Here is a 19,808-nt window from a genome sequence, read left to right as displayed (position 1 = left end):
AGTGGCATCGATGTGCGCCACAGGCCCTTCAGCCCGACCTCCTTCCCGGGTCAGCTGCCGAGGCGGCCTGTCAGGCGGCGGTGGAAGCCTGTGCTGCGCTCGTCGAGGCCCTCGATGGTGACGGTGGCGCCGTGGTCGCGGTACTTCGTCTCGATGGAGTCGAGGGCGGCGACGGTGGAGGCGTCCCAGATCTGGGCGCGGCCGAGGTCGATGACGATGGCGGCCGGATCGTCGGAGTAGGCGAAGCGGTCGACGAGGTCGTTGCTGCTGCCGAAGAAGAGCGGGCCGGTCACGGTGTAGCGGACCGACTCGCCGTCATCGGCGAGGGCGCGCTCGACCGCGATGACGTGGGCGACGCGGCGGGCGAAGAGGATCATCGCCAGGATCACGCCGACCAGGACACCCAGCGCGAGGTTGTCGGTCGCGACGACGACCACGACGGTGACGACCATCACGAGCGTCTCGGGCACGGGCATCCGGCGCAGGGTCGAGGGGCGGAGGCTGTGCCAGTCGACCGTGCTGATCGCGACGATCATCATCACCGCGGCGAGCGCCACCATCGGGATGCGGCCCATCACCGAGCTGAGCCCGGTGACCAGGGCGAGCAGGAAGACGCCGGCGACGATCGTCGAGATGCGCGTGCGCGCGCCGCCGGTCTTCACGTTGAGCACGGTCTGGCCGATCATCGCGCAGCCGGCGATGCCGCCGTAGAAGCCGGCGAGCAGGTTCGAGACGCCGAGCGCCCAGGACTCGCGGCCCTTGTGCGAGGGGGTGCCGGTCATCTCGTCGACGAGCTTGGCGGTGAGCAGCGTCTCCATCAGGCCGACGAAGGCGACGCTCAGCGCGGTCGGCAGGATCAGCTGCAGTGTCGCGAGGTCCAGCGGCACCAGGAACGGCGTGATGCCGGGCAGCTGCCCGGTCAGCGGTCCCTCGTCGGCGACGTCCGGGACGGCGAGATTCGCCAGGATGACGACGGCCGTCACGACGACGATCGCGACGAGCGGGGCCGGCACCGCGGTGGTGAAGCGCGGCAGCACGAAGATGATCAGCAGGGTCGCGGCGAAGAGCGCGTAGGCGATCCAGGGGACTCCGATCACGTGGGGCACCTGCGCCAGGAAGATCAGGATCCCGAGCGCGTTGACGAAGCCGATCATCACCGAGCGCGGGATGAACCGCATCAGCCGCGCGAGACCGGCGAAGCCGAAGACGATCTGGATGACCGCGGCGAGGATCACCGTCGGCAGCACGTACTCGACGCCGTGCTCCGAGACGAGCGGCGCGATGACGAGCGCGACGGAGCCGGCGGCCGCGGTGATCACGCCGGGGCGCCCGCCGAGGATCGACATGGTCAGCGCGAGGACGATCGAGGCGACGAGGCTCACCATCGGGTCCACTCCCGCGACGACCGAGAAGGAGATCACCTCGGGCACGAGCGCGAGGGTCGTCACCATGCCGGCGAGCACCTCGCGGGAGAGCTGGCGCGGCGAGCGGAGGGCGTCGAGGACGGTGATCGCGCGGTTCGCGGCGGCGGGGCGGGGCCCGGGCAGGCTGGTGGGGCTGGTGGGGACGGACACGACGGACCAACCTACCGTAACGTGAGGGTTGACGGAACGGAGTCGAGATGGCGGACGAGCGCAGCACCGAGCACGCGACCGAGCTGACGGCCGAGGAGGTCGAGGCGACCATGCGCATCGGCGAGCTCGCCGACCGGTCGTCGCTGTCGCTGCGGACGATCCGGCACTACGACGAGGTCGGGCTGCTCCGGCCGAGCGGGCGCACCGAGGGCGGGTTCCGCCTCTACACCGAGCGCGACTTCGACCGCCTGCTGCTCATCCGCCGGATGAAGCCGCTCGGCTACACGCTCGACGCGATGACCGAGCTGCTGCGCGTCGTCGACAGCCTCGAGCAGGCGCAGACCCCGGAGGAGACCGCCGCGATCCGCGCGCAACTGGCCGCCTTCGAGGAGGAGGCGTCGCTCCGCCGCGCGAAGCTGCAGGACCAGCTGGCGATGGCGGACGAGTTCCTCGCCCTGCTCCGCGCGCGCTGAGGCGGCGAGCAGGGCGAGGAGACTCGCTCATAGGATGAAGAGCATCTCCTGGTAGGTCGGCAGCGGCCAGAGGTCGTCGGCGATGAGCCCCTCGATGGTGTCGGCCGCCTCGCGGACCGCCGCCATCGCCGGTATCAGCGCGGCGCGGGCGTGCTCCGCCTCATCGAGGGCCGTGTGGCCGGGCTCCACGGCGAGCGCGTCCTTCAGGGCGGCGAGCGCCGTGCGCAGATCGGCGATCGGCGCGCTCACCTCGTGCAGCGGCGCGAGATCCGGCTCCACTCCCGCGGACTTCAGCGCGCCGACGTTCAGCGCGACCTCGGTCTGGTGCCGCACGGCGGCCGGCAGGATCGAGGTCGTTCCCATCTCGAGCGTGAGCCGCGCCTCGACGCCGACCGACAGCGCGTACTGCTCGAGGCCGATCTCGTAGCGGCTGTGCATCTCGCGGTGGTTGAAGACCTTGTACTTCTCGAAGAGCTCGAGGGCGGAGTCGGTGATCAGCTCGGGCAGGGCGTCGAGCGTCGTGCGCAGGTTCGCGAGCCCGCGCTTCTCGGCCTCGATCGGCCAGGCGTCCGCGTAGCCGTCGCCGTTGAAGACGACCGCGCCGTGCTCGGTGATGATCGCGGTCAGGAGGTCCTGCACCGCGGTGTCGAAGTCGGTGCCGGCGGCGACCGCGGTCTCCAGCTCGGTCGCGGCGAAGTCGAGCGACTCCGCCATGATCGTGTCGATCGTCACCATCGGGCCGGCGACCGACTGCATCGAGCCCGGCGCGCGGAACTCGAAGCGGTTGCCGGTGAAGGCGAACGGGCTGGTGCGGTTGCGGTCGCCCGGGTCGGTCGGGAGGATCGGCAGGGTGTCGACGCCGATCTGCATCGCGCCGCGCCCCTTCGACGAGGTCGCCGGGCCCTTCGCGAGCTGCTCGAAGACGTCGGCGAGCTGGTCGCCGAGGAAGATCGAGATGATCGCGGGCGGGGCCTCGTTGGCGCCGAGGCGGTGGTCGTTCGAGGCGGAGGCGACGGAGGCGCGCAGCAGCCCGCCGTAGCGGTGCACCGCGCGGATGACCGCGGCGCAGAACACGAGGAACTGGGCGTTCTCGTGCGGGGTGTCGCCGGGGACGAGGAGCGAGCCGAGCTCGCTGTTGCCGAGCGAGAAGTTGACGTGCTTGCCCGAGCCGTTGACCCCGAGGAAGGGCTTCTCGTGGAAGAGGCACTCCATCCCGTGCTTCTTCGCGACCGACTTGAACGTGGTCATCAGGAGCTGCTGGTGGTCGGCGGCGATGTTGCCGCGCTCGAACATCGGGGCGATCTCGAACTGGCCCGGCGCGACCTCGTTGTGCCGGGTCTTCGCGGGGATGCCGAGCTTGAACAGCTCGCGCTCGGTGTCCATCATGAAGCCGAGCACGCGCTCCGGGATGGCGCCGAAGTAGTGGTCGTCGAACTCCTGGCCCTTGGGCGGCTTGGTGCCGAAGAGAGTGCGGCCGGCGTTCAGCAGGTCGGGGCGGGCGAGGAAGAAATGCCGGTCGATCAGGAAGTACTCCTGCTCCGGTCCGCAGAACGAGACGACGGGCTTGGGCGCGACGTGGCCGAAGAGCTTCAGGATCCGGACGGCGTGCTCGCCCATCGCCTGCTGCGAGCGCAGCAGCGGCGTCTTGTGGTCGAGGGCCTCGCCGGTCATCGAGACGAAGACGGTCGGGATGCAGAGGGTGTTGCCGTTCGGGTTCTCGAGCACGTAGGCCGGGCTGGTGACGTCCCAGCCGGTGTAGCCGCGGGCCTCGAAGGTGTTGCGGAGCCCGCCATTGGGGAAGCTCGACGCGTCGGGCTCGCCCTGGACCAGGGTCTTGCCGGCGAACTCGGCCAGCGCGGAGCCGTCGCCGACCGGCTCGAAGAAGCTGTCGTGCTTCTCGGCGGTGAGCCCGGTCAGCGGGTAGAAGACGTGCGCGTAGTGGGTGGCGCCCTTCTCGAGCGCCCAGTCCTTCATCGCTGAGGCGACGGCGTCGGCGACCAGCGGGTCGAGCACGGCGCCGTGCTCGATGGTGGCCATGACCGACTTGAAGACCGACTTCGGCAGGCGCTGCCGCATCACGATCGTGCTGAAGACGTTCGAGCCGAAGATCTCGCCCGGAGCCTCGGTCTGATCGAAGACGACCGCGGGCGGGACGTAGGCTTCGACGTCCTTGATCGCGTCGCGGCGGACCGTGTTCCCACTCATGTGTGCCCCGTTCAGCGGCGTCGTGCTCCGCGCCGACCGCGGAGACCGTGGCCAGGCTAGGGAGCGCAGATGCCGGGGCTGTTTCGGGGCGGTGACGTTCTTCTCCGGCCTGTCGGCTCGCGCGTCTGCTTGCATGGGGGGATGAGCCTGCAGCGGACCGACGTGCTGGTCGTCGGCGGCGGACCGGTCGGCGTGCTGCTGGGCGCGCTGCTCGCCCGCCGCGGGGTCGACGTGCAGGTCTGGGAGCGGCGGACCGCGGTGCCCGCCGGCTCGCGGGCGATCGGCATCCATCCGCCCTCGCTCGACGCGATGGCCGAGGTCGGTGCGACCGAGCGGATCCTCGCCGAGGGCGTCCGGGTCGCCGAGGGCGTCGCGGTGAGCCGGCGCCGGGTGCTCGGGGCGCTGTCGTTCGCGCGGGCCTCGCGCACGCATCCGTACGTCGTCACCCTCGATCAGCACCGGACCGAGTCGATCCTGCGCGAGCGGCTGGAGGCTGCGGCGCCCGGCTCGCTGCGCTCGGGTGTCACGCTGACCGGGCTCGACCGCGGGCGCGACCACGTGGACGCGACCGGGGCGGACGAGCACGGCGCTCCGGTCACGGTGCGCGCCGCCTTCGTGGTGGGCGCGGACGGGGCGCGCAGCGCGGTGCGCGAGCTGCTCGGGATCCGCAGCACGGGCCGCGACTACCCCGACTCCTACGTGATGGGCGACTTCGCCGACCCGGAGCCGGCCGCGCGGGCGTCGTCGGCGCTCGTCGACGTCGGGCCGGACGGCGTGGTGGAGTCGTTCCCGCTGCCGGGCGGGCGGCGGCGCTATGTGGCGCTCGCGGGTGACGACCTGGTGGCGCCCGCGTGGCGGCCGGACGCGGCGCCCGATCCGGCCTCCGCCCTGGCGCTCAGCACCGTGGTGCGGGCGCGGACCGGCGCGGAGCCCGACCCGGCGACCTGCACGATGCTCAGCGGCTTCCAGGTGCGGCGGCGGGCGGCGAAGCGGATCGGCGTGGGCCGGGTGGTGCTGATCGGCGATGCGGCGCACGAGATCAGCCCGATCGGCGGGCAGGGGATGAACCTGGGCTGGCTCGACGCGGCCGAGCTCGCGCCGCTGCTCGCGGACGCCGTGCGCAGTGGTGGGGCGGGGCCGTTCCCCGCGTTCGCGCGGCGGCGGATGAAGGTGGCGAGGCGCGCGGCGCGGCAGGCCGAGCTGAACATGGCGGCGGGCCGGCCGGCCGGCAGCGCGGGGCTGGTCGGGCGCGAGGGACTGCTGCGGGCGCTGCTGGCGCTGCCGACCTCGGACCTGCTCGCGCGGGTGTACTCGATGCGGTGGTCGTAGGGCTGCTGGTGGGGAGGGCTCAGGCGACGAGCCGCGCGCCCGCCAGGCCGAGCTCGACGACGAGGACGAGCGACGAGGCGATCACCAGGCGGAACAGCGTGCGGGTCGGCGGGCCGGTGAGCACGAGGCGGATGCCGGCGGCCGCGAGGACGAGGACCGCGACGGTCGCGACGACGGCGAGGACGACTCCGGGGCCGCCGACCGGATCGTCGCCGACGACCTGGCCGAGCAGCACGAGCACCGCGCCGAGCATCAGCGAGCCGAACGCGACGACGCCGGAGAGGCGCAGCCCGAGGCGGTGCGGGAAGCCGCGGACGCCGGTCGCCTCGTCGTCGACGAGGTCGGGGAGCACGTTGGTGCAGTGGATCGCGACGCCGAAGACGGCGCCCGTTGCGACCGCCCACCAGGCCGGCAGCTGGCCGCCGCCCGCCGCGACGGAGACGACGGGGAGCAGCCCGAAGGCGACGAGGAACGGGACGACGGAGAACGCGGTGCGCTTGAGCCCGGCGTCGTAGGCCCAGCCCGCGGCGACGAGGACGAGGTGCGCGACGGCGGCGACCGGCCCGAGCAGGAGCGAGAGCACGACGGCGACCGCGGCGGTGCCGAGTGCGGCGGCGCGGACCTCGCCGACGCTGATCCGGCCGAGCGCGACGGGCTTGTCGGTGCGGCCGACGGCGCGGTCGCGGTCGGCGTCGATCCAGTCGTTCGCCAGCCCGATCGAGAGCTGCCCGGCGAGCACGGCGAGCGCCACGAGGACGACGATCCCCGGTGCGTGCCCGGACGCCGCGGCGAGCACGGTCGCCAGCACGGTCACGGTGACCGTCGGCCCGGGATGCGACGAGGCCAGCAGGAGGCGCACCCGGGACGTCATCCGGCCAGCCTACGGCGGGCGTGCGCGCGGCAGCGCGGGGCGCCAGGGCGGGCAGAGGAAAACCCCGGGTCAGTAGCCTGATACCGGGGTTCCCGTGTCGTGGCCAGAGGGACATGCCGCCTGAGCGGCATCGGTCATCAAAGGCTCTCGATGGGTCGATTGTACGCCGGGAGGGCGGAGCATGCCGAGCAGTGCTGAATCATGGATCGTCGACTGGCTCACCGTCGAGCGCTCGGCTAAATACGTTCGAGCCGCAGGGGGCGACCACGCTCGCGCTCTCGCCTTCTACGAGTGGAACGCACGCCTGTCGGCGGAGTTGCTCCACGACCTCGGTCACCTCGAGGTCGGTCTGCGGAACGCGTACGACCGGGCACTGCTCGCCCACCCTGGAATTCGCGGCGGCGACTGGATCGAACAGGCGTCGTTCGAGCAACTGCTGCCCGTTCATCGTTCTCTCGACTCTCACGGTGTGCCTCAGGACAAGAACGCGACCCCGCGCGCCGCGATCAAGACCGCCCGCAGGTACGCGAGGTACACGGCCGGCGGGCGGACGCCCCGCGGCAAGGTCATCGCGGAACTGATGTTCGGCTTCTGGACCTACCTCTCGGACGGGCTCCACGAGAAGACGCTGTGGGTGCCGGCACTGAATCGGGCGTACCGGCCCGGCACCGATCGCGTGAAGATCCATGCCGCCCTCACCGACCTACGAGATGTCAGGAACCGTCTCGCTCACAACGAGTCCGTGTTCGACCGCCGTCCCGAGAACATCCGCCGCTCGCTCGTCTTCGTCGCCCGCTCGCTCTCGCCCGACCTCCGAGACCAGATCCTCAGCACGAGCCGAGCGTCGGACGCGATCTCCGCGCGTCCGTGACTGGGGCCTCCGCTCTGCCGAACCACAAGGCGCACAGGGGAACCCCAGAAAGGTGCCAGGCGGCGCATCGGATCGGAGCCGTAGGCTCGGAGCGTTCTGAAACCGCTCCTACACCCCGGGGGCGGCGACCCCCACGACGCCAAGGACGACGCCGATGAACCGCATGCCGAGCAACCGCACCACCGTGATCACCGCGCTGGCCTGCGGCCTGCTGCTCTCGACCGGAGTGGCCGCCCAGGGCGCCGCCGCCGACACGGCCACCGCGTCGCTCGAGGACCACCTCGGGCCGGACAGCGCCGCCGGCGACACCCTGCTGGTGAACGGGCGCGCGTACCCGCTGCAGTAGCGGCCGGCTCTCGGCCGCGCCGTGCGCCCGGCTGAGTAGTTCTCTCCAGGCCGCCCCGAACGGGTGGTACCCGCTCCCTGTGAATCTCATCACACTGAGGAGCCTTCTCGACGAACGTGGTTCTGCCGCGCTCGGGTCCCGCAGGCACCGCACTGCCACCCGCTCGCCGCTCGCCCTGGAGTCGTCATGCCCGAACACCGTCCCGCCCGCGCGCGGGCCCTCGCCCTCGCCACCGCCCTCGCGGTCGGCTTCGGGCTGCTGGTCGCACCGGCGGCTGTGGCGGCGGAAGCCGCGCCCTCGGCCGCGCCGGTCTCGGAGACCTCCGGCCAGTGGCACACGGACAAATCGGCCGCTCGCCAGGCCGCGCCGCAGGCCGCCGAGCCGCGCGCGCTGGTCGCCGCGACTCCTCCGGCGAACGACCTGCGCGAGAACGCGACCGCAGTGACGACCCTGCCGTTCTCGACCATCGCCCCTTATGCGGGCGCGACGCTGTCCGACGGTGAGGACTCCACCTGTCGCACGACCGACCCCGACTACTCGGAGTTCTTCACCTACGGATACGGATCGACCTGGTACAAGTACGTCTCGACGAAGAGGCAGACTCTGACCTTCGGCGGTTCATCGACGATCGTGAGCGCCTTCGTCGATGGGCCGATCACCGATGCGACCCGTATCAGCTGCACCGAGGTCGGATACCGCGAACGCAACCACGTGCAGGCAGAGGCCGGGAAGACCTATTACTTCCAAGTCAGCGTCGACTACTACTCGACCGAAACCGGGGAGCCCGCGAACGCCGAGTTCTTCCTCTCCGCCAGTGCGGCCATCCCGAACACCACCTACTCGTCGGCGTCCGTCATCTCGAGCATCCCCGCGACGGTCCAAGGGTCAACGGCGAAGATCGACAACAACTGGTACGAGCCCTACTCGGGCTGCGAGTACAACCCCTTCATGGGCTCCGTCTGGTACAAGTACCGCGCATCCGCCACCGGAAGTGTCCAGGCCGACCTCGGCGACAGCTTCTCTCCCGTGAATCTCGGGGTCTACGAGTCCGATGGCGTCACTCCTGGCGCCATGCTCGCCTGCCCGTACCAGTACACCGAGACGGGCAGCACGGGCGAATACGACTACTCCTTCGACCGGGCCAACACGAGCTTCGCCGTGCAGGCGGGGGAGACCTACTTCCTCCAGGTGTCCAACTTCGACTTCAACAAGGGCGACTTCGTTCTGACGCTCGCGAACGTCGGCACCCTCACCGCGCCGACGCCGACCATCAGCGGCTCGGCGACCGCCGGCGACACGCTGACCGCGGTTCCCGGCACCTGGGGCCCGTCACCGGTGGCGCTGAGCTACCAGTGGCTGAGCAACGGCTCACCGATCAGTGACGCGACCGGCCCTCAGTACGTCGTCTCGCAGTGGGATCTCGGCAATGCGATCACCGTGCAGGTCACCGGCACCAAGGCCGGGTACGCGACGGCCTCGCGCACCAGCGCCGCTGTCACCGTCACCGCGGGCTCGCTCACGAACTCGGTGCCGACCGTGACCGGGTCCGCCGCGATCGGCGGGACGCTCACCGCGAACCCGGGCAACTGGGGTCCCGCGCCCGTCGAGCTGGCGTACCAGTGGAAGCGCAACGGGACCGCGATCGCCGGCGCCACGGGCAGCAGCTACGTCGTCGTCTCCGCGGACTCCGGGACCGCGCTCACCGTCAGCGTCACCGGCACGAAGTACGGGTACACGACCGCGACCCGCACCAGCTCGGCCACCCAGATCGGCCTGCCGCTGCAGACGCTCATGCCGACGCCGACGATCACCGGCAGCACGACCGTCGGGTCGACGCTCACCGCGAACCCGGGCACCTGGGACTCCGGCGTGACGCTGAGCTACCAGTGGAAGAAGAACGGCGGCACCTACATCTCCGGGGCCACCGCGAAGACCTACGTCCTCAAGGCCTCCGACGCCGGAGCGACGCTGACCGTGAGCGTCACCGGCACCAAGACCGGCTACTCCCCCGCGACCAAGACCAGCGCGACGACCGCGGCCGTCACCAACGGCGCGGTCATCACGGGAGCCACGCCGACCATCACCGGCACCGCGACCGTCGGGCAGAAGCTCACCGCCGTTCCCGGGACCTGGACGCCCTCGCCCGTCACGCTGGCCTACCAGTGGCAGCGCAACGGCACCGCGATCAGCGGCGCGACCGCGACCACCTACACGCTCGTCGCGGCCGACGCCGGCGCGGCGATCTCCGTCGCCGTCACCGGCACCAAGTCCGGCTACACCGCGGTCACGAAGACCAGCGCCGCGGTCACCGCGAAGGCGGCGCTGCAGACGCTGATGCCCACCCCGACGATCACCGGGACGACGAAGGTCGGCTCGACCCTCACCGCCAACCCCGGCACGTGGGACGCCGGGACGACGCTGACGTACCAGTGGAAGAAGAACGGCGGCTCCTACATCTCCGGGGCCACCGCGAAGACGTACGTGCTCAAGGCCTCGGACGCCGGCGCCACGATCACCGTCTCCGTCACCTCCACGAAGACCGGCTACTCCCCCGCCACCAAGACCAGCGCCACCACCGCACTCGTCACCGGGGGCGTCCTCACCGGCGCGACCCCGACGATCACCGGGACCGCGAAGGTCGGCCAGACCCTCACCGCGGTGCCGGGCACCTGGACGCCGGCCCCCGTCACGCTGAGCTACCAGTGGAAGCGCGGCGGCACGGCGATCTCGGGCGCGACGTCCGCGACCTACAAGACGGTGTCGGCGGACGCGGGCAAGGCGGTCACGGTGACGGTCACCGGCACGAAGGCGGGCTACACGACGCTGAGCAAGACCAGCGCGGCCAAGACGGTCGTGAAGTAGCGGGCCGTGAAGAACAGCACCGTCGCGAAGTAATCCCCCGGACACCTGAGGGGGGCCGGGGCGTGCGAGGCTTGATGGTCGCCGCCCGCCCCACCTCCCTCAGGACACCGTGAACACCCCTCCGCGCACCAGCAAGACCACCAGCCCCCGCACGACCGCGAGCCCCGCCGCCTTCCCCTGGATCGGCCTGCTCACGCTCGCCGGCGCCGTCTTCGTCTCGGTGACCAGCGAGTTCCTGCCGACCGGCCTCATCCCGGACATGTCGCGGGACCTCGGCGTGAGCATCCCGCTGACCGGTCAGCTGGTGACGATCTTCGCGGCGACCGTCGTCATCGCGACGACGCCGCTGACGCTGGTGACGCAGCGGTTCTCGCGGAAGAGCCTGCTCCTCGTCGCGCTGTGCACGATCGCGGTGGCGAACGTGCTGGCCGCGCTCGCGCCGACCTTCGCGCTGCTGGTCGGCGCGCGCATCCTCGGCGGGCTCGCGCACGGACTGTTCTGGGCGATCGTCGCCGCCTACTCGGCGCACCTCGTCGCTCCGGAGCACCTCGGCCGGGCGACCGCGATCACGGCCGGCGGCGGCTCGGCGGCCTTCGTCCTCGGCGTGCCGGTGGGCACCGCGCTCGGCCACGCGTTCGGCTGGCGTCCGACGTTCGCGATCCTCGGCGCGATCGTGCTGCTGCTGGCGCTGCTCGTGGTGAAGTTCCTGCCCGCGGTGGACCACAGCATCCCGCTGCGCACGGGCGAGATCCGGTTGCCCGCCCGCAAGGACCGCAGCCTGCCGCGCATCGTCGGCGTCTGCGTCGTCATCCTGCTGGTGCTGATCGGCCAGAACACGCTCTCGACCTACGTCACGCCGTGGCTCGAGAACGCGTCGTTCTCGCCTGACAGCGTGCCGCTCCTCCTCTTCGCGTTCGGCGGCGCGGGCGCGGTGGGCCTCGTGCTCGCCGGCTTCGCGACCGACCGCTTCCCGCGCTCCGGCTTCGTGGTCGCGGCGGTGGCCGTGGTGCTCGCGCTGGTCGCGCTCGGGCTGGCCGCCGGGTCGCAGGCCACGGTCGCGATCGTCGTCGCGGCGATCGTCTGGAACATCGCGTTCGGCGGCATCCCGGCGATGCTGCAGACGCGGATGCTGCGCACCTCCTCGTTCCAGCTGCGCAGCCTCGCCGCGGCGCTGCAGACGACCGCGTTCAACATCGGCATCGGCGGCGGCGCGATCGTCGGCGGGCTGACCATCGACCTGAGCGGACTCGACCTGCTGCCGTGGGTGGCGATCGTGATGATCGCGGTCGGGCTCGTGGTGAGCCTGGTCGTCGAGGCGCGGGCGACGAGCGCGGTGCGACGCGAGCAGGCCGCGGCGGTCCGCTAGGGCGAGGCGCCTCCTCCCCGCGGACGACGAACTGCCCGACGAGTGCGGGATAGCGTGAAGCGCATGAGTCAGAGCACGATCCCCGTCCCCGGCCAGCCGTACTACGGTGCTCCTCCGCTCGCCGCGATCCGGCGCTTCTTCTCGCAGTACGCACGCTTCCGCGGCAGGGCGAGCCGCGCGGAGTACTGGTGGATCATCCTCGCCGGGACCCTGCTGAACGTCGCGCTGCAGCTGCTCGACGGCTCGGAGCCGGGGCTGCAGCTGTCGTTCACGCCGTTCCGCTCGGGCGAGCTGGACTTCGCGACGCCGTGGGTGGCCGTGCTCGCGGGGGCGATCGCGCTCGGCACGCTGGTGCCCTCGCTCGCGCTGATCTGGCGACGGCTGCACGACGTGAACCACAGCGGAATGTGGATCTTCGCGCTGTTCATCCCGATCGCGGGCGCGGTGTTCCTGCTGATCCTGTTCGTGCTGCCGCCGCGGCCGGAGGGGATGCGCTTCGACTGATGCTCGCGGTGTCGCTCGCGCCCTCTACGGTGAGGGCGTGACTGCGCGCGGCAACGACTTCGACGCCCTGCGGCTGGTCGCCGCGCTGATGGTCGTCGTCGGCCACGGCGCCGTGCTGCTCGGCGAGCCGGCGCCGCGGCTGCTCGGGCTGCCCGTGCACTCGCTCGGCGTCTCGGTGTTCTTCTGCGTCAGCGGGTTCCTGATCGCGGGGAGCATGGAGCGGGCGCCGAGCGCGGGGCGGTTCCTCTGGCACCGGGTGCTGCGGATCTTCCCGGCGCTGATCGTCGTGGTCGCGGTGAGCATGCTCGCGCTGGGGCCGCTGGTGTCGTCGCTGCCGGTCGGGGCGTACTTCTCCTCGCCGCAGACCTGGGCCTATGCGCTCAACGTGCCGCTGCTGGCGCAGTACGAGCTGCCGGGCGTCTTCGACTCGGCGGTGCACGCGCGGCCGGCGGTGAACGGGTCGCTCTGGACGCTCGGGGTGGAGTTCTGCTGCTACCTCGGGGTGCTGGCGCTGCGGTGGGTGCCGGGGCGGGGGCGGGCTCGCGGGGTGCTGGCGGTGGTGGCGCTCGTCGGGCTCGCGGTGGCGACCGGGATCGGCGGGGCGATCGGGTCCTCCGCGGAGCTCTGCGCGTTCTTCGCGGCGGCCTCGGCGGTGCGGCTGCTGGTGCCGGCCGTGTGGCTGCGCTGGCCGGCCGGCGTCGTGTCGCTCGCGGTGCTGCTCCTCGCGGCCGGGACTCCGCTGCAGCAGGTCGCGCTGTGGGTCGCGCTGCCGGTGCTCGTGATCGTCGCGGGCACCGGATCGCTGCCGGTGCTGCGGCGGGCGGCGCGGTTCGGCGACTTCTCCTACGGGCTGTACCTGTGGAGCTATCCGGTGCAGCAGCTCGTGCTCGAGGTGCTGGGGCGGCTGCCGACGGCGGCGAACCTGGCGCTCGTCGTGGCGGTGACGCTCCTGCTCGCGGTGGCCTCGTGGTGGCTGGTGGAGCGGCCGGCGCTGCGGTGGAAGGACGCACGGCTGCCGGCGTGGCTCGACGCGGCGGCCTTGAAGTCGGGCACGTGAAACCGGCTCCGGCACGCCGGAGCGGGCGGATTCGACGTGCCGGAGGTGGATCCGCGAGCCAAAGGTCTGCGGCACCGAAGTCCGGCACGTGAAACGGGCTCGGGCACGCCGGAATCGTCGGATGCGGCGAGCCGGGGACGAATTCGCGAGCCGAAGGTCCACGGCGCCGACGCTCGGCACGTGAGATCAGCTCCGGCACGCCGGAGCGGGCGGATTCGGCGTGCCGGAGACGGATCCGCGAGCCGGAGGTCGGCGGCACCGAAGTCCGGCACGTCAAAGCGGCTTCGGCACGTCAGAATCCCGGATTTCGGCGTGCCGGGGGTGGATCTACGAGCCGGAAGTCGGCGGCACCGAAGTCCGGCACGTGAAAGCGGCTTCGGCACGTCAGTACGGGCGGATTCGGCGTGCCGGGCTGCGGAGCGGGTGCATCGAGATCCACCGGCGTCAGAACAGGGGTCTGCAGAACCACCCCGCTGACGAGGGCGGGTCTCGATACGCCCCTTCGGGGCTACTCGACCAGCATGTTGTCCGCCGCCGCGTCCTCCGGATGGGTCGATCTCGATACGCCCCGGCGCGGCTACTCGACCAGCATGTCGTCCGCCGCCGCGTCCTCAGGGTGGGTGGGTCTCGATACGCCCCTTCGGGGCTACTCGACCAGCATGGGGGGCCGCGTCGCGCGGCTGCTCGACCGGCAGGCAGGCGGTCGACGCGCGGTGCTCATGCTGATCGAGTAGCCCGCGGAGTGGGCGTATCGAGATCCACCCGCGTCAGGACCTGAGTCTGCAGGGCCGGCCTGCTGACGAGGGTGGGTCTCGATACGCCCCTTCGGGGCTACTCGACCAGCATGGGAGGAATTGCCGCCGCATTCTTTCGCCCACAGCGCCGCGGGGCTGCTCGGCCAGCAGGGGGCGGCTACGCGCACCAGTCGCGGGAGACGCCGTTGACGCTGCGGGAGGTGTCGCCGGTGCCGAGGTCGACGAGGACGGTCGAGGTGGCACTGAAGCCGGGGACGTCGGGGTAGTCGTCGGGGACGCCCTCGGCGGAGACGGCCTCGACGGCGGCGAACTGGCCGTTGGGCGAGAGGCAGACGCCGCGGATCCGGCCGGTCGGCGAGGTGCGGAAGATCTCGGTGGTGCCGCTCGCGTCGACGCGGACGACGGAGTACTGGGCGGTGCCGGTCTCAGGCGAGTAGTCGGCCTCGAGCTCGAGGTAGCTGTCGGAGTCGAGGAGCAGCAGCTGCACCGGCGAGGTGGTCGGGCCGACGTTGGCGGGCGGCAGGGCGAGCGTCTCGACGGAGCCGTCGGCGAGGTCGATCACGGAGCCGGAGTCGGGGTCGGCGACGACCAGCCGGTTCGCGCCGGGGACGAAGCCGCGCAGCTCGGCGTGCTGGCCGAGCGGGCTGATGGTGCCGGGGGTCAGCAGGTCGACGAGCAGCACGGTGTCGTCGAGGGAGTGGGTGATGACGGAGGTGGTGCCGGGGACGAACATCCAGTCGGTCGCGCGCAGCGGGCCGCCGTCGATGCCGGTGATCGGCACGGCCTCCGCCTTCTGGTCGGTGAGGTCGTAGGCGTAGAGCGCGCGGTCGAGCGGGCCGGTGGGCGCGGAGCCGGTGAAGGTCCAGCCGAGCACACCCTTCTCGGGCGACGCGTGCAGCTCGCGGACGACGCCGGGGCCGGGCAGCGGGATCACGCCCTCGGAACCGGTGTCGAGGGTCAGCGTGCGGATGAGGGTGGTGTCGTCGGGCTCGAGCGTCACGACGACGAGCACCGGGCCGACGACGGCGTAGTCCTGGATCCGGTCCGCCGTGTAGAGGACGCGGGTGTCGCCGCCGGAGAGCGGGCGCACCCGGATCGCGTCGGGCTGGGCGGGATCGTCCGCGGTGCGGTCGAGCGTGTAGAGGTCAGGGTCCTTGGTGGTGAAGGCGGCGGCGAGGTCGGACTCGGCGCCGGTCGCGGTGCCCCGCGCGTCGTCGATCGCGATCTCGTACTCGGTGGCGTAGCGGAGGGTGCCGGCGAAGGTCACGGTGAGCACGCCGCCCTCGAGCTCGGCGGTGTGCGGCGTCTCCGGAGTGACGCGGACGCGGTCGAGGGCGTCGTGCTCGATCGCCTGGTCGAGGTGCACGCGGGCGCGGCCGCCGTCGCGCTCGACGACGCCCGACGTGCTCACCTCGAGCGAGGCGACGCGCGGGCCCTTGGCGATCGTGGCGGCGGTGAGGCCGCCGACGGCGAGGACGAGGACGGCGGTGGCGCTCCAGAAGACGCGGGAGAACGCGCGCTCCCCGCCCCGGCGCTCAGTAGACATAGGGCATCGCCGGCTCGTCGATCGGCGTCACGACGTCGGGCTCGAGGACGACCGCCTCGGCGCTGGTGACGCTCGGGTTCGCCCCGAAGCCGCCGGTCACCTCGAGCCACTCGCCCTCGGTCCAGGTGTCGGCCCAGCCCGGCTGGTGGATCGGCACGCCGACCGGCTGCGCGTCGACGGCGCAGCAGGTGACGATGAAGCGGGCGACGTAGAAGACGTTCTCGGGGTCGCTCGCGTCGGGGGTGACGAAGCCGCTGACCGTCGCGGTGCGGCCGGCCAGGAACTGCTCGCTCGCGCCCTGGCGCAGGAGGGTCGCCCAGTCGCGGACGGTGAAGGACGCGGTGTCGCCGGTGGGCGCCTGCGCGGTGACCGAGGCGTCGACGGCGCTGGTGTTGACCTCGCGCTGGGTCGCGGTCGAGGCGGTCAGCGCGGCGGGCGGCACGACCAGCAGCGCGACGGCGGCGCAGGCGATCACCGCGAGGCTCCCGAGCGCGGCGAGTCCGGCCCGCCCGCGGCGGCGCGGGGCGTGCTCGTGGAGGTGGTCCTCCGCGTGCCCGTCGTCCTCCTCCGCCCCCGGCACGATCGCGAACGCGCAGATCAGCAGCACCGCCGCGACCGCCGCGAGGATCACCGAGAACTCGAAGTAGCGCGGGTGGATGTAGAGGCCGAGCCGGCCGGTCGCCGCGAGCCAGAGCGTCGAGACGACGCCGATCAGGCTGAGGACGACGCCCTTCCAGCGGGCGAGCAGGCGCTCAGAGCGCATAGTTCACCGCCAGGCCGAGGACCGCGGCGGCGAGGCCGACCAGCGCGGTGATCCGCACGAGCGTGCGCGCGGAGAAGGTGGTGCGCAGCAGCGCGAGCATCTTGATGTCGATCATCGGGCCGAAGACGAGGAAGGCGATGATGCCGCCGGGCAGGAAGGTCGAGCCGAAGGAGAGCACGAAGAACGCGTCGACGTTGGAGCAGATCGAGATCACGAACGCGAGGACCATCAGCGCGAGCACCGACCAGAGCGGGTCGCCGCCGAGGGTGGTCAGCACGTCGCGCGAGACGCCGACCTGGATGAGTCCGGCGATCGCGGCGCCGACGAACAGCGCCGGCAGCATCGCGCCGGTCTCCTCCGCGAAGAGCAGCACGCTGCGGCGGGCCTTGGCGCGCACGGTGCGGGAGGGCCGCTCGCCCGCCTCGCAGGCCGCGCGGAACCGCGGCGTCAGCAGCGCCATCGGGTCGGTGTGCCGGCTGAAGATCCAGCCGACCAGGTTCGCGATCACGAAGCCGCCGACGATGCGCCAGACCAGGATCCCGTCGGCCCAGCCGAAGGCCTGGTAGGTCGTGATGATCGTGATCGGGTTCACGATCGGCGCCGCGAGCAGGAACGTCATCGACTCCGAGACGGACAGGCCCTTCACGATCAGCCCGCGGGCGAGCGGCACGTTGCCGCACTCGCAGACCGGCAGCAGCACGCCGAGCAGCGAGATCACCAGGCGGCGCGGCAGGGCGCGCTTCGGCAGGATCCGCAGCAGCACCGCCTCCGGCACCCAGAGCTGCACGGCGATCGAGAGCACGATGCCGAGGAAGACGAACGGCAGCGACTCGATGACGACGCTGATCGCGAGGGTGAGGAAGTCGCGGACGGCGTCGGAGAGCACGTCGCCGGCGGCGTCGGGCGAGAGGACCCGGAGGAGCGCGGCGGCCGCGACGAGCGCGAGGCCGAGGCCGATCCGGCGGAGGAGGACAGCGCGGCGGGCGAGGACGGAGCGGTCGCTTCCGGGCGGAGTCGTTCCGCGCTCGGAGGTGGCGGTCGCCCTGTCGATCGTCATCCGGACCATCGTAGGCGGGCGGCACTCAGCGCGCGCCGGGCACCGGACGCCCCGGCAGCCAGCACCGCACGGCGTCGCGGTAGCGCCGGAACTCGGCGCCGAACCGCGCCTCGAGGTCCGCCTCCTCGAGCGGGCGCACCGCGAGATTCCACACCAGCGCGCCCAGCAGCGCGTAGACGACGACCAGCCAGGAGGACAGCAGCAGCCCGACCGCGACGCCCTGGCCGATCCCCGCGACCGCCATCGGGTTGCGCACCCAGCGGTAGGGTCCGGCGATCACGAGGCGGTTCGTCATCGCGACGGGCAGCGGGGTCCCGTCGCCGAGCAGCGACATCGTCGCCCCCGACCACAGCCCGAGCGCGCTCGCGAGCACGAGCAGCGCGAGCCCGACCGTGCGCAGCGGCTCCGGGAACGCGACGGCGAGCCCCCAGCGCGACTCCAGCGCCGCGACGACCAGCGGGATCACGACGAGCGCGCCGCCCCAGAACACCGCGATCTGCCCGAGCGTCGCCGCGAGGTGCGCGAGCGGCGTCCGGCCGCGGGCGGCGAGCCGGAACGCGAACGGCCCGGAGGCGAGCCAGCGCGTCGGGATGCGCCCGAGCGTCAGCAGGCAGAGCGCCGCGACCGAGCCGCCGGACGCGGCGAGCATCAGGAGGACGCCCCAGCCGGCCTCGCCGGTGACCGTCGCAACGACGGCGAGCGCGACGGTGACGAGCAGGGTCCAGACGGTCGCGGTCCACGCCGCCCAGCGGAGTCCGAGCGCCGCCAGGGCGGAGGCGCCGACGAAGAGCGGCAGATCGAGCACGGCGACCGGCACCGGATCGAGCGGGCCGAGCGTCGCCAGCCGCACCGCCGGGACGAGAGCGACCGCCAGCCACCAGGCCGCCCCGCCGAGCGCCTGCACGGCGAAGTAGACGCGCCCCCACCGCACGACCGCCCCTCGATGCATGGCAGCAGAGTACGGCAGCGCGGCGGCGGGGCACGCGGGTGCAGGATGAGCGCATGACCCTCCTCCGCGTCCGGATGCGCCCGCGCGCCGTCGACGAGCCGCACCGGGTGTCGTCGCCGCTCGAGCTGCTCGTGGACCTGACCTTCGTCGTCGCGATCGCGCAGATCGCCGCGCAGCTCGCGCATGCGACGGAGGAGGGGCACCTCGGCGAGACGGTCCTCCCCTTCGCGATGGTGTTCTTCGCGATCTGGTGGGCCTGGATGAACTTCACCTGGTTCGCCTCCGGCTACGACACCGACGACGTGCCCTACCGCCTGCTCACGCTCGCGCAGATGGGCGGGGTGCTCGTGCTCGCGGCGGGCGTGCCGACCGCGTTCGAGGAGGGCGACTTCACGGCGATCACCGTCGGCTACGCGATCATGCGGTTCGCGCTGGTGAGCCAGTGGCTGCGGGTCGCGGTGTCGACGCCGGAGCAGCGGGTCTCGGCGCTGCGCAGCGCGGGCGGGTTCTCGATCGTGCAGGTCGGCTGGCTGCTGCGGCTCCTGCTGCCGGAGGAGTACGGAGTGGTGAGCTTCGTCGTGCTGGCGCTGCTCGAGCTGGCCGTGCCGCTCTGGGCGCTGCGGGCGGGCGAGTCGAGCTGGCACCCGCACCACATCGCGGAGCGCTATGGGCTGTTCACGATCATCCTGCTCGGCGAGGGCGTGCTCGCCGCCGTGAACGGGGTGCAGCAGGCGGTGACGGAGTCGGGGGTGAGCCTGTCGCTCGTGGTCGTCGCGGCCTGCGCGCTGGTGATCGTCTTCGCGCTGTGGTGGCTGTCGTTCCTGCACCCCTCGGGCGAGCTGCTCGAGCGGCGGCGCGACCTCTCCTTCCGCTGGGGGTACGCGCACTTCGTGATCTTCGCGGCGCTCGGCGGCCTGGGCGCCGGCCTCGAGTCGGCGGTCGCGGCGACGGCCGGGCACCTGGAGGCGAGCGACACCGTGATCGGCGCCGCGGTCGCCGTGCCGGTCGCCGCCTTCCTGGTGATGCTGTGGGCCGTGCACCTGCCGCTCGACGAGGGCCGCCCGCTCCGCGCCGCCCTCGTCCTGCCCGCTGCTCTCGCGGTGCTGGCGACCCCCCTCCTGACCGCGCCCCTGGGCGTCGCCGCGGTTCTGACGGCGATCGCCCTCCTCTGCGCCGCCCTGGTGGCCACCGCCCTGACACCCGCGCGGATCTGACCCCCGCCGCGAGATGCCACTTGTGCACGCGACACGCCGTGAAAAGCGTGCACAAGTGGCATCTCG

The 19,808-nt window shown here is 72.2% G+C and carries 18 protein-coding genes; 10 read left to right on the top strand and 8 right to left on the bottom strand.

All coding sequences use genetic code 11. The features are described from left to right. Positions 1-50: 50 nt before the first annotated feature. Positions 51-1,547, bottom strand: coding sequence for a SulP family inorganic anion transporter (locus EDF36_RS02325; protein WP_221181600.1), 1,497 nt, complete (start codon positions 1,545-1,547; stop codon positions 51-53). 74 nt (positions 1,548-1,621) lie between these two features. On the opposite strand from EDF36_RS02325, the gene EDF36_RS02320 reads away from it, so the two are divergent. Beyond that, the gene (locus tag EDF36_RS02320; protein WP_123731737.1) at positions 1,622-2,047 is read left to right on the top strand and encodes a MerR family transcriptional regulator; all 426 of its coding nucleotides are present in this window, start codon (positions 1,622-1,624) and stop codon (positions 2,045-2,047) included. A 27-nt stretch (positions 2,048-2,074) separates the two neighbouring features. Here EDF36_RS02320 and EDF36_RS02315 read toward each other — a convergent pair whose 3' ends face one another. Then, a complete protein-coding gene (locus EDF36_RS02315; protein ID WP_123731736.1) occupies positions 2,075-4,252 on the bottom strand; it encodes a glutamine synthetase III in 2,178 nt (725 codons plus the stop codon). 141 nt (positions 4,253-4,393) lie between these two features. On the opposite strand from EDF36_RS02315, the gene EDF36_RS02310 reads away from it, so the two are divergent. Beyond that, positions 4,394-5,581 carry an NAD(P)/FAD-dependent oxidoreductase gene (locus EDF36_RS02310; RefSeq protein ID WP_260300486.1) on the top strand — a complete coding sequence of 396 codons (1,188 nt, stop codon included), beginning with the start codon at positions 4,394-4,396 and terminating at the stop codon, positions 5,579-5,581. 19 nt (positions 5,582-5,600) lie between these two features. Here EDF36_RS02310 and EDF36_RS02305 read toward each other — a convergent pair whose 3' ends face one another. Continuing rightward, positions 5,601-6,452 carry a UbiA family prenyltransferase gene (locus tag EDF36_RS02305; protein ID WP_123731735.1) on the bottom strand — a complete coding sequence of 284 codons (852 nt, stop codon included), beginning with the start codon at positions 6,450-6,452 and terminating at the stop codon, positions 5,601-5,603. 199 nt (positions 6,453-6,651) lie between these two features. Then, positions 6,652-6,900: a hypothetical protein gene (locus EDF36_RS21525; RefSeq protein ID WP_221181589.1), complete on the bottom strand. Its 249-nt coding sequence runs from the start codon at positions 6,898-6,900 to the stop codon at positions 6,652-6,654. Positions 6,901-6,921: 21 nt separating this feature from the next. On the opposite strand from EDF36_RS21525, the gene EDF36_RS21520 reads away from it, so the two are divergent. From EDF36_RS21520 to EDF36_RS02270, 7 genes are all read left to right on the top strand, one after another. Continuing rightward, positions 6,922-7,323 (top strand): hypothetical protein, encoded by a 402-nt coding sequence (locus tag EDF36_RS21520; RefSeq protein ID WP_221181068.1) that lies wholly within the window; start codon positions 6,922-6,924, stop codon positions 7,321-7,323. Between the two features lie 154 nt (positions 7,324-7,477). After that, positions 7,478-7,669 (top strand): hypothetical protein, encoded by a 192-nt coding sequence (locus EDF36_RS02295; RefSeq protein ID WP_123705763.1) that lies wholly within the window; start codon positions 7,478-7,480, stop codon positions 7,667-7,669. A 186-nt stretch (positions 7,670-7,855) separates the two neighbouring features. Continuing rightward, complete coding sequence (locus EDF36_RS21100; protein ID WP_185020334.1) at positions 7,856-10,531, top strand: hypothetical protein; 2,676 nt, start codon at positions 7,856-7,858, stop codon at positions 10,529-10,531. A gap of 109 nt (positions 10,532-10,640) precedes the next feature. Beyond that, positions 10,641-11,897: an MFS transporter gene (locus tag EDF36_RS02285; protein ID WP_123731733.1), complete on the top strand. Its 1,257-nt coding sequence runs from the start codon at positions 10,641-10,643 to the stop codon at positions 11,895-11,897. A 63-nt stretch (positions 11,898-11,960) separates the two neighbouring features. Then, a complete protein-coding gene (locus EDF36_RS02280; RefSeq protein ID WP_148059950.1) occupies positions 11,961-12,401 on the top strand; it encodes a DUF805 domain-containing protein in 441 nt (146 codons plus the stop codon). Positions 12,402-12,438: 37 nt separating this feature from the next. Further along, positions 12,439-13,458 (top strand): acyltransferase, encoded by a 1,020-nt coding sequence (locus EDF36_RS02275; RefSeq protein ID WP_123731731.1) that lies wholly within the window; start codon positions 12,439-12,441, stop codon positions 13,456-13,458. A 521-nt stretch (positions 13,459-13,979) separates the two neighbouring features. Next, positions 13,980-14,192, top strand: a complete 213-nt coding sequence (locus tag EDF36_RS02270; protein ID WP_123731730.1) for a hypothetical protein — start codon at positions 13,980-13,982, stop codon at positions 14,190-14,192. Between the two features lie 178 nt (positions 14,193-14,370). Here the strand turns inward: EDF36_RS02270 and EDF36_RS02265 are convergent, their stop codons facing one another. Genes EDF36_RS02265 through EDF36_RS02250 form a run of 4 tightly spaced genes read right to left on the bottom strand, consistent with a single transcriptional unit; the run spans position 14,371 to position 18,528 of the window. Further along, positions 14,371-15,759: a hypothetical protein gene (locus tag EDF36_RS02265; protein ID WP_123731729.1), complete on the bottom strand. Its 1,389-nt coding sequence runs from the start codon at positions 15,757-15,759 to the stop codon at positions 14,371-14,373. Further along, positions 15,749-16,522 carry a TIGR03943 family putative permease subunit gene (locus tag EDF36_RS02260; RefSeq protein ID WP_123731728.1) on the bottom strand — a complete coding sequence of 258 codons (774 nt, stop codon included), beginning with the start codon at positions 16,520-16,522 and terminating at the stop codon, positions 15,749-15,751. Before EDF36_RS02260 ends, EDF36_RS02265 begins: the two co-directional genes overlap by 11 nt. After that, entirely contained in the window at positions 16,512-17,579 is a 1,068-nt protein-coding gene (locus EDF36_RS02255; protein WP_123731727.1) for a permease, read from the bottom strand. Before EDF36_RS02255 ends, EDF36_RS02260 begins: the two co-directional genes overlap by 11 nt. A gap of 25 nt (positions 17,580-17,604) precedes the next feature. Further along, positions 17,605-18,528: an isoprenylcysteine carboxylmethyltransferase family protein gene (locus tag EDF36_RS02250; RefSeq protein WP_123731726.1), complete on the bottom strand. Its 924-nt coding sequence runs from the start codon at positions 18,526-18,528 to the stop codon at positions 17,605-17,607. Between the two features lie 53 nt (positions 18,529-18,581). On the opposite strand from EDF36_RS02250, the gene EDF36_RS02245 reads away from it, so the two are divergent. Then, entirely contained in the window at positions 18,582-19,742 is a 1,161-nt protein-coding gene (locus tag EDF36_RS02245; protein WP_221181588.1) for a low temperature requirement protein A, read from the top strand. Positions 19,743-19,808: the final 66 nt, after the last annotated feature.

The organism is Rathayibacter sp. PhB152, assembly GCF_003751395.1.
GTDB classification, from domain to species: domain Bacteria; phylum Actinomycetota; class Actinomycetes; order Actinomycetales; family Microbacteriaceae; genus Rathayibacter; species Rathayibacter festucae.
The sequence above is the reverse complement of the archived record's forward strand: the minus strand, read 5'-3'. Positions and strand labels throughout refer to the sequence as shown.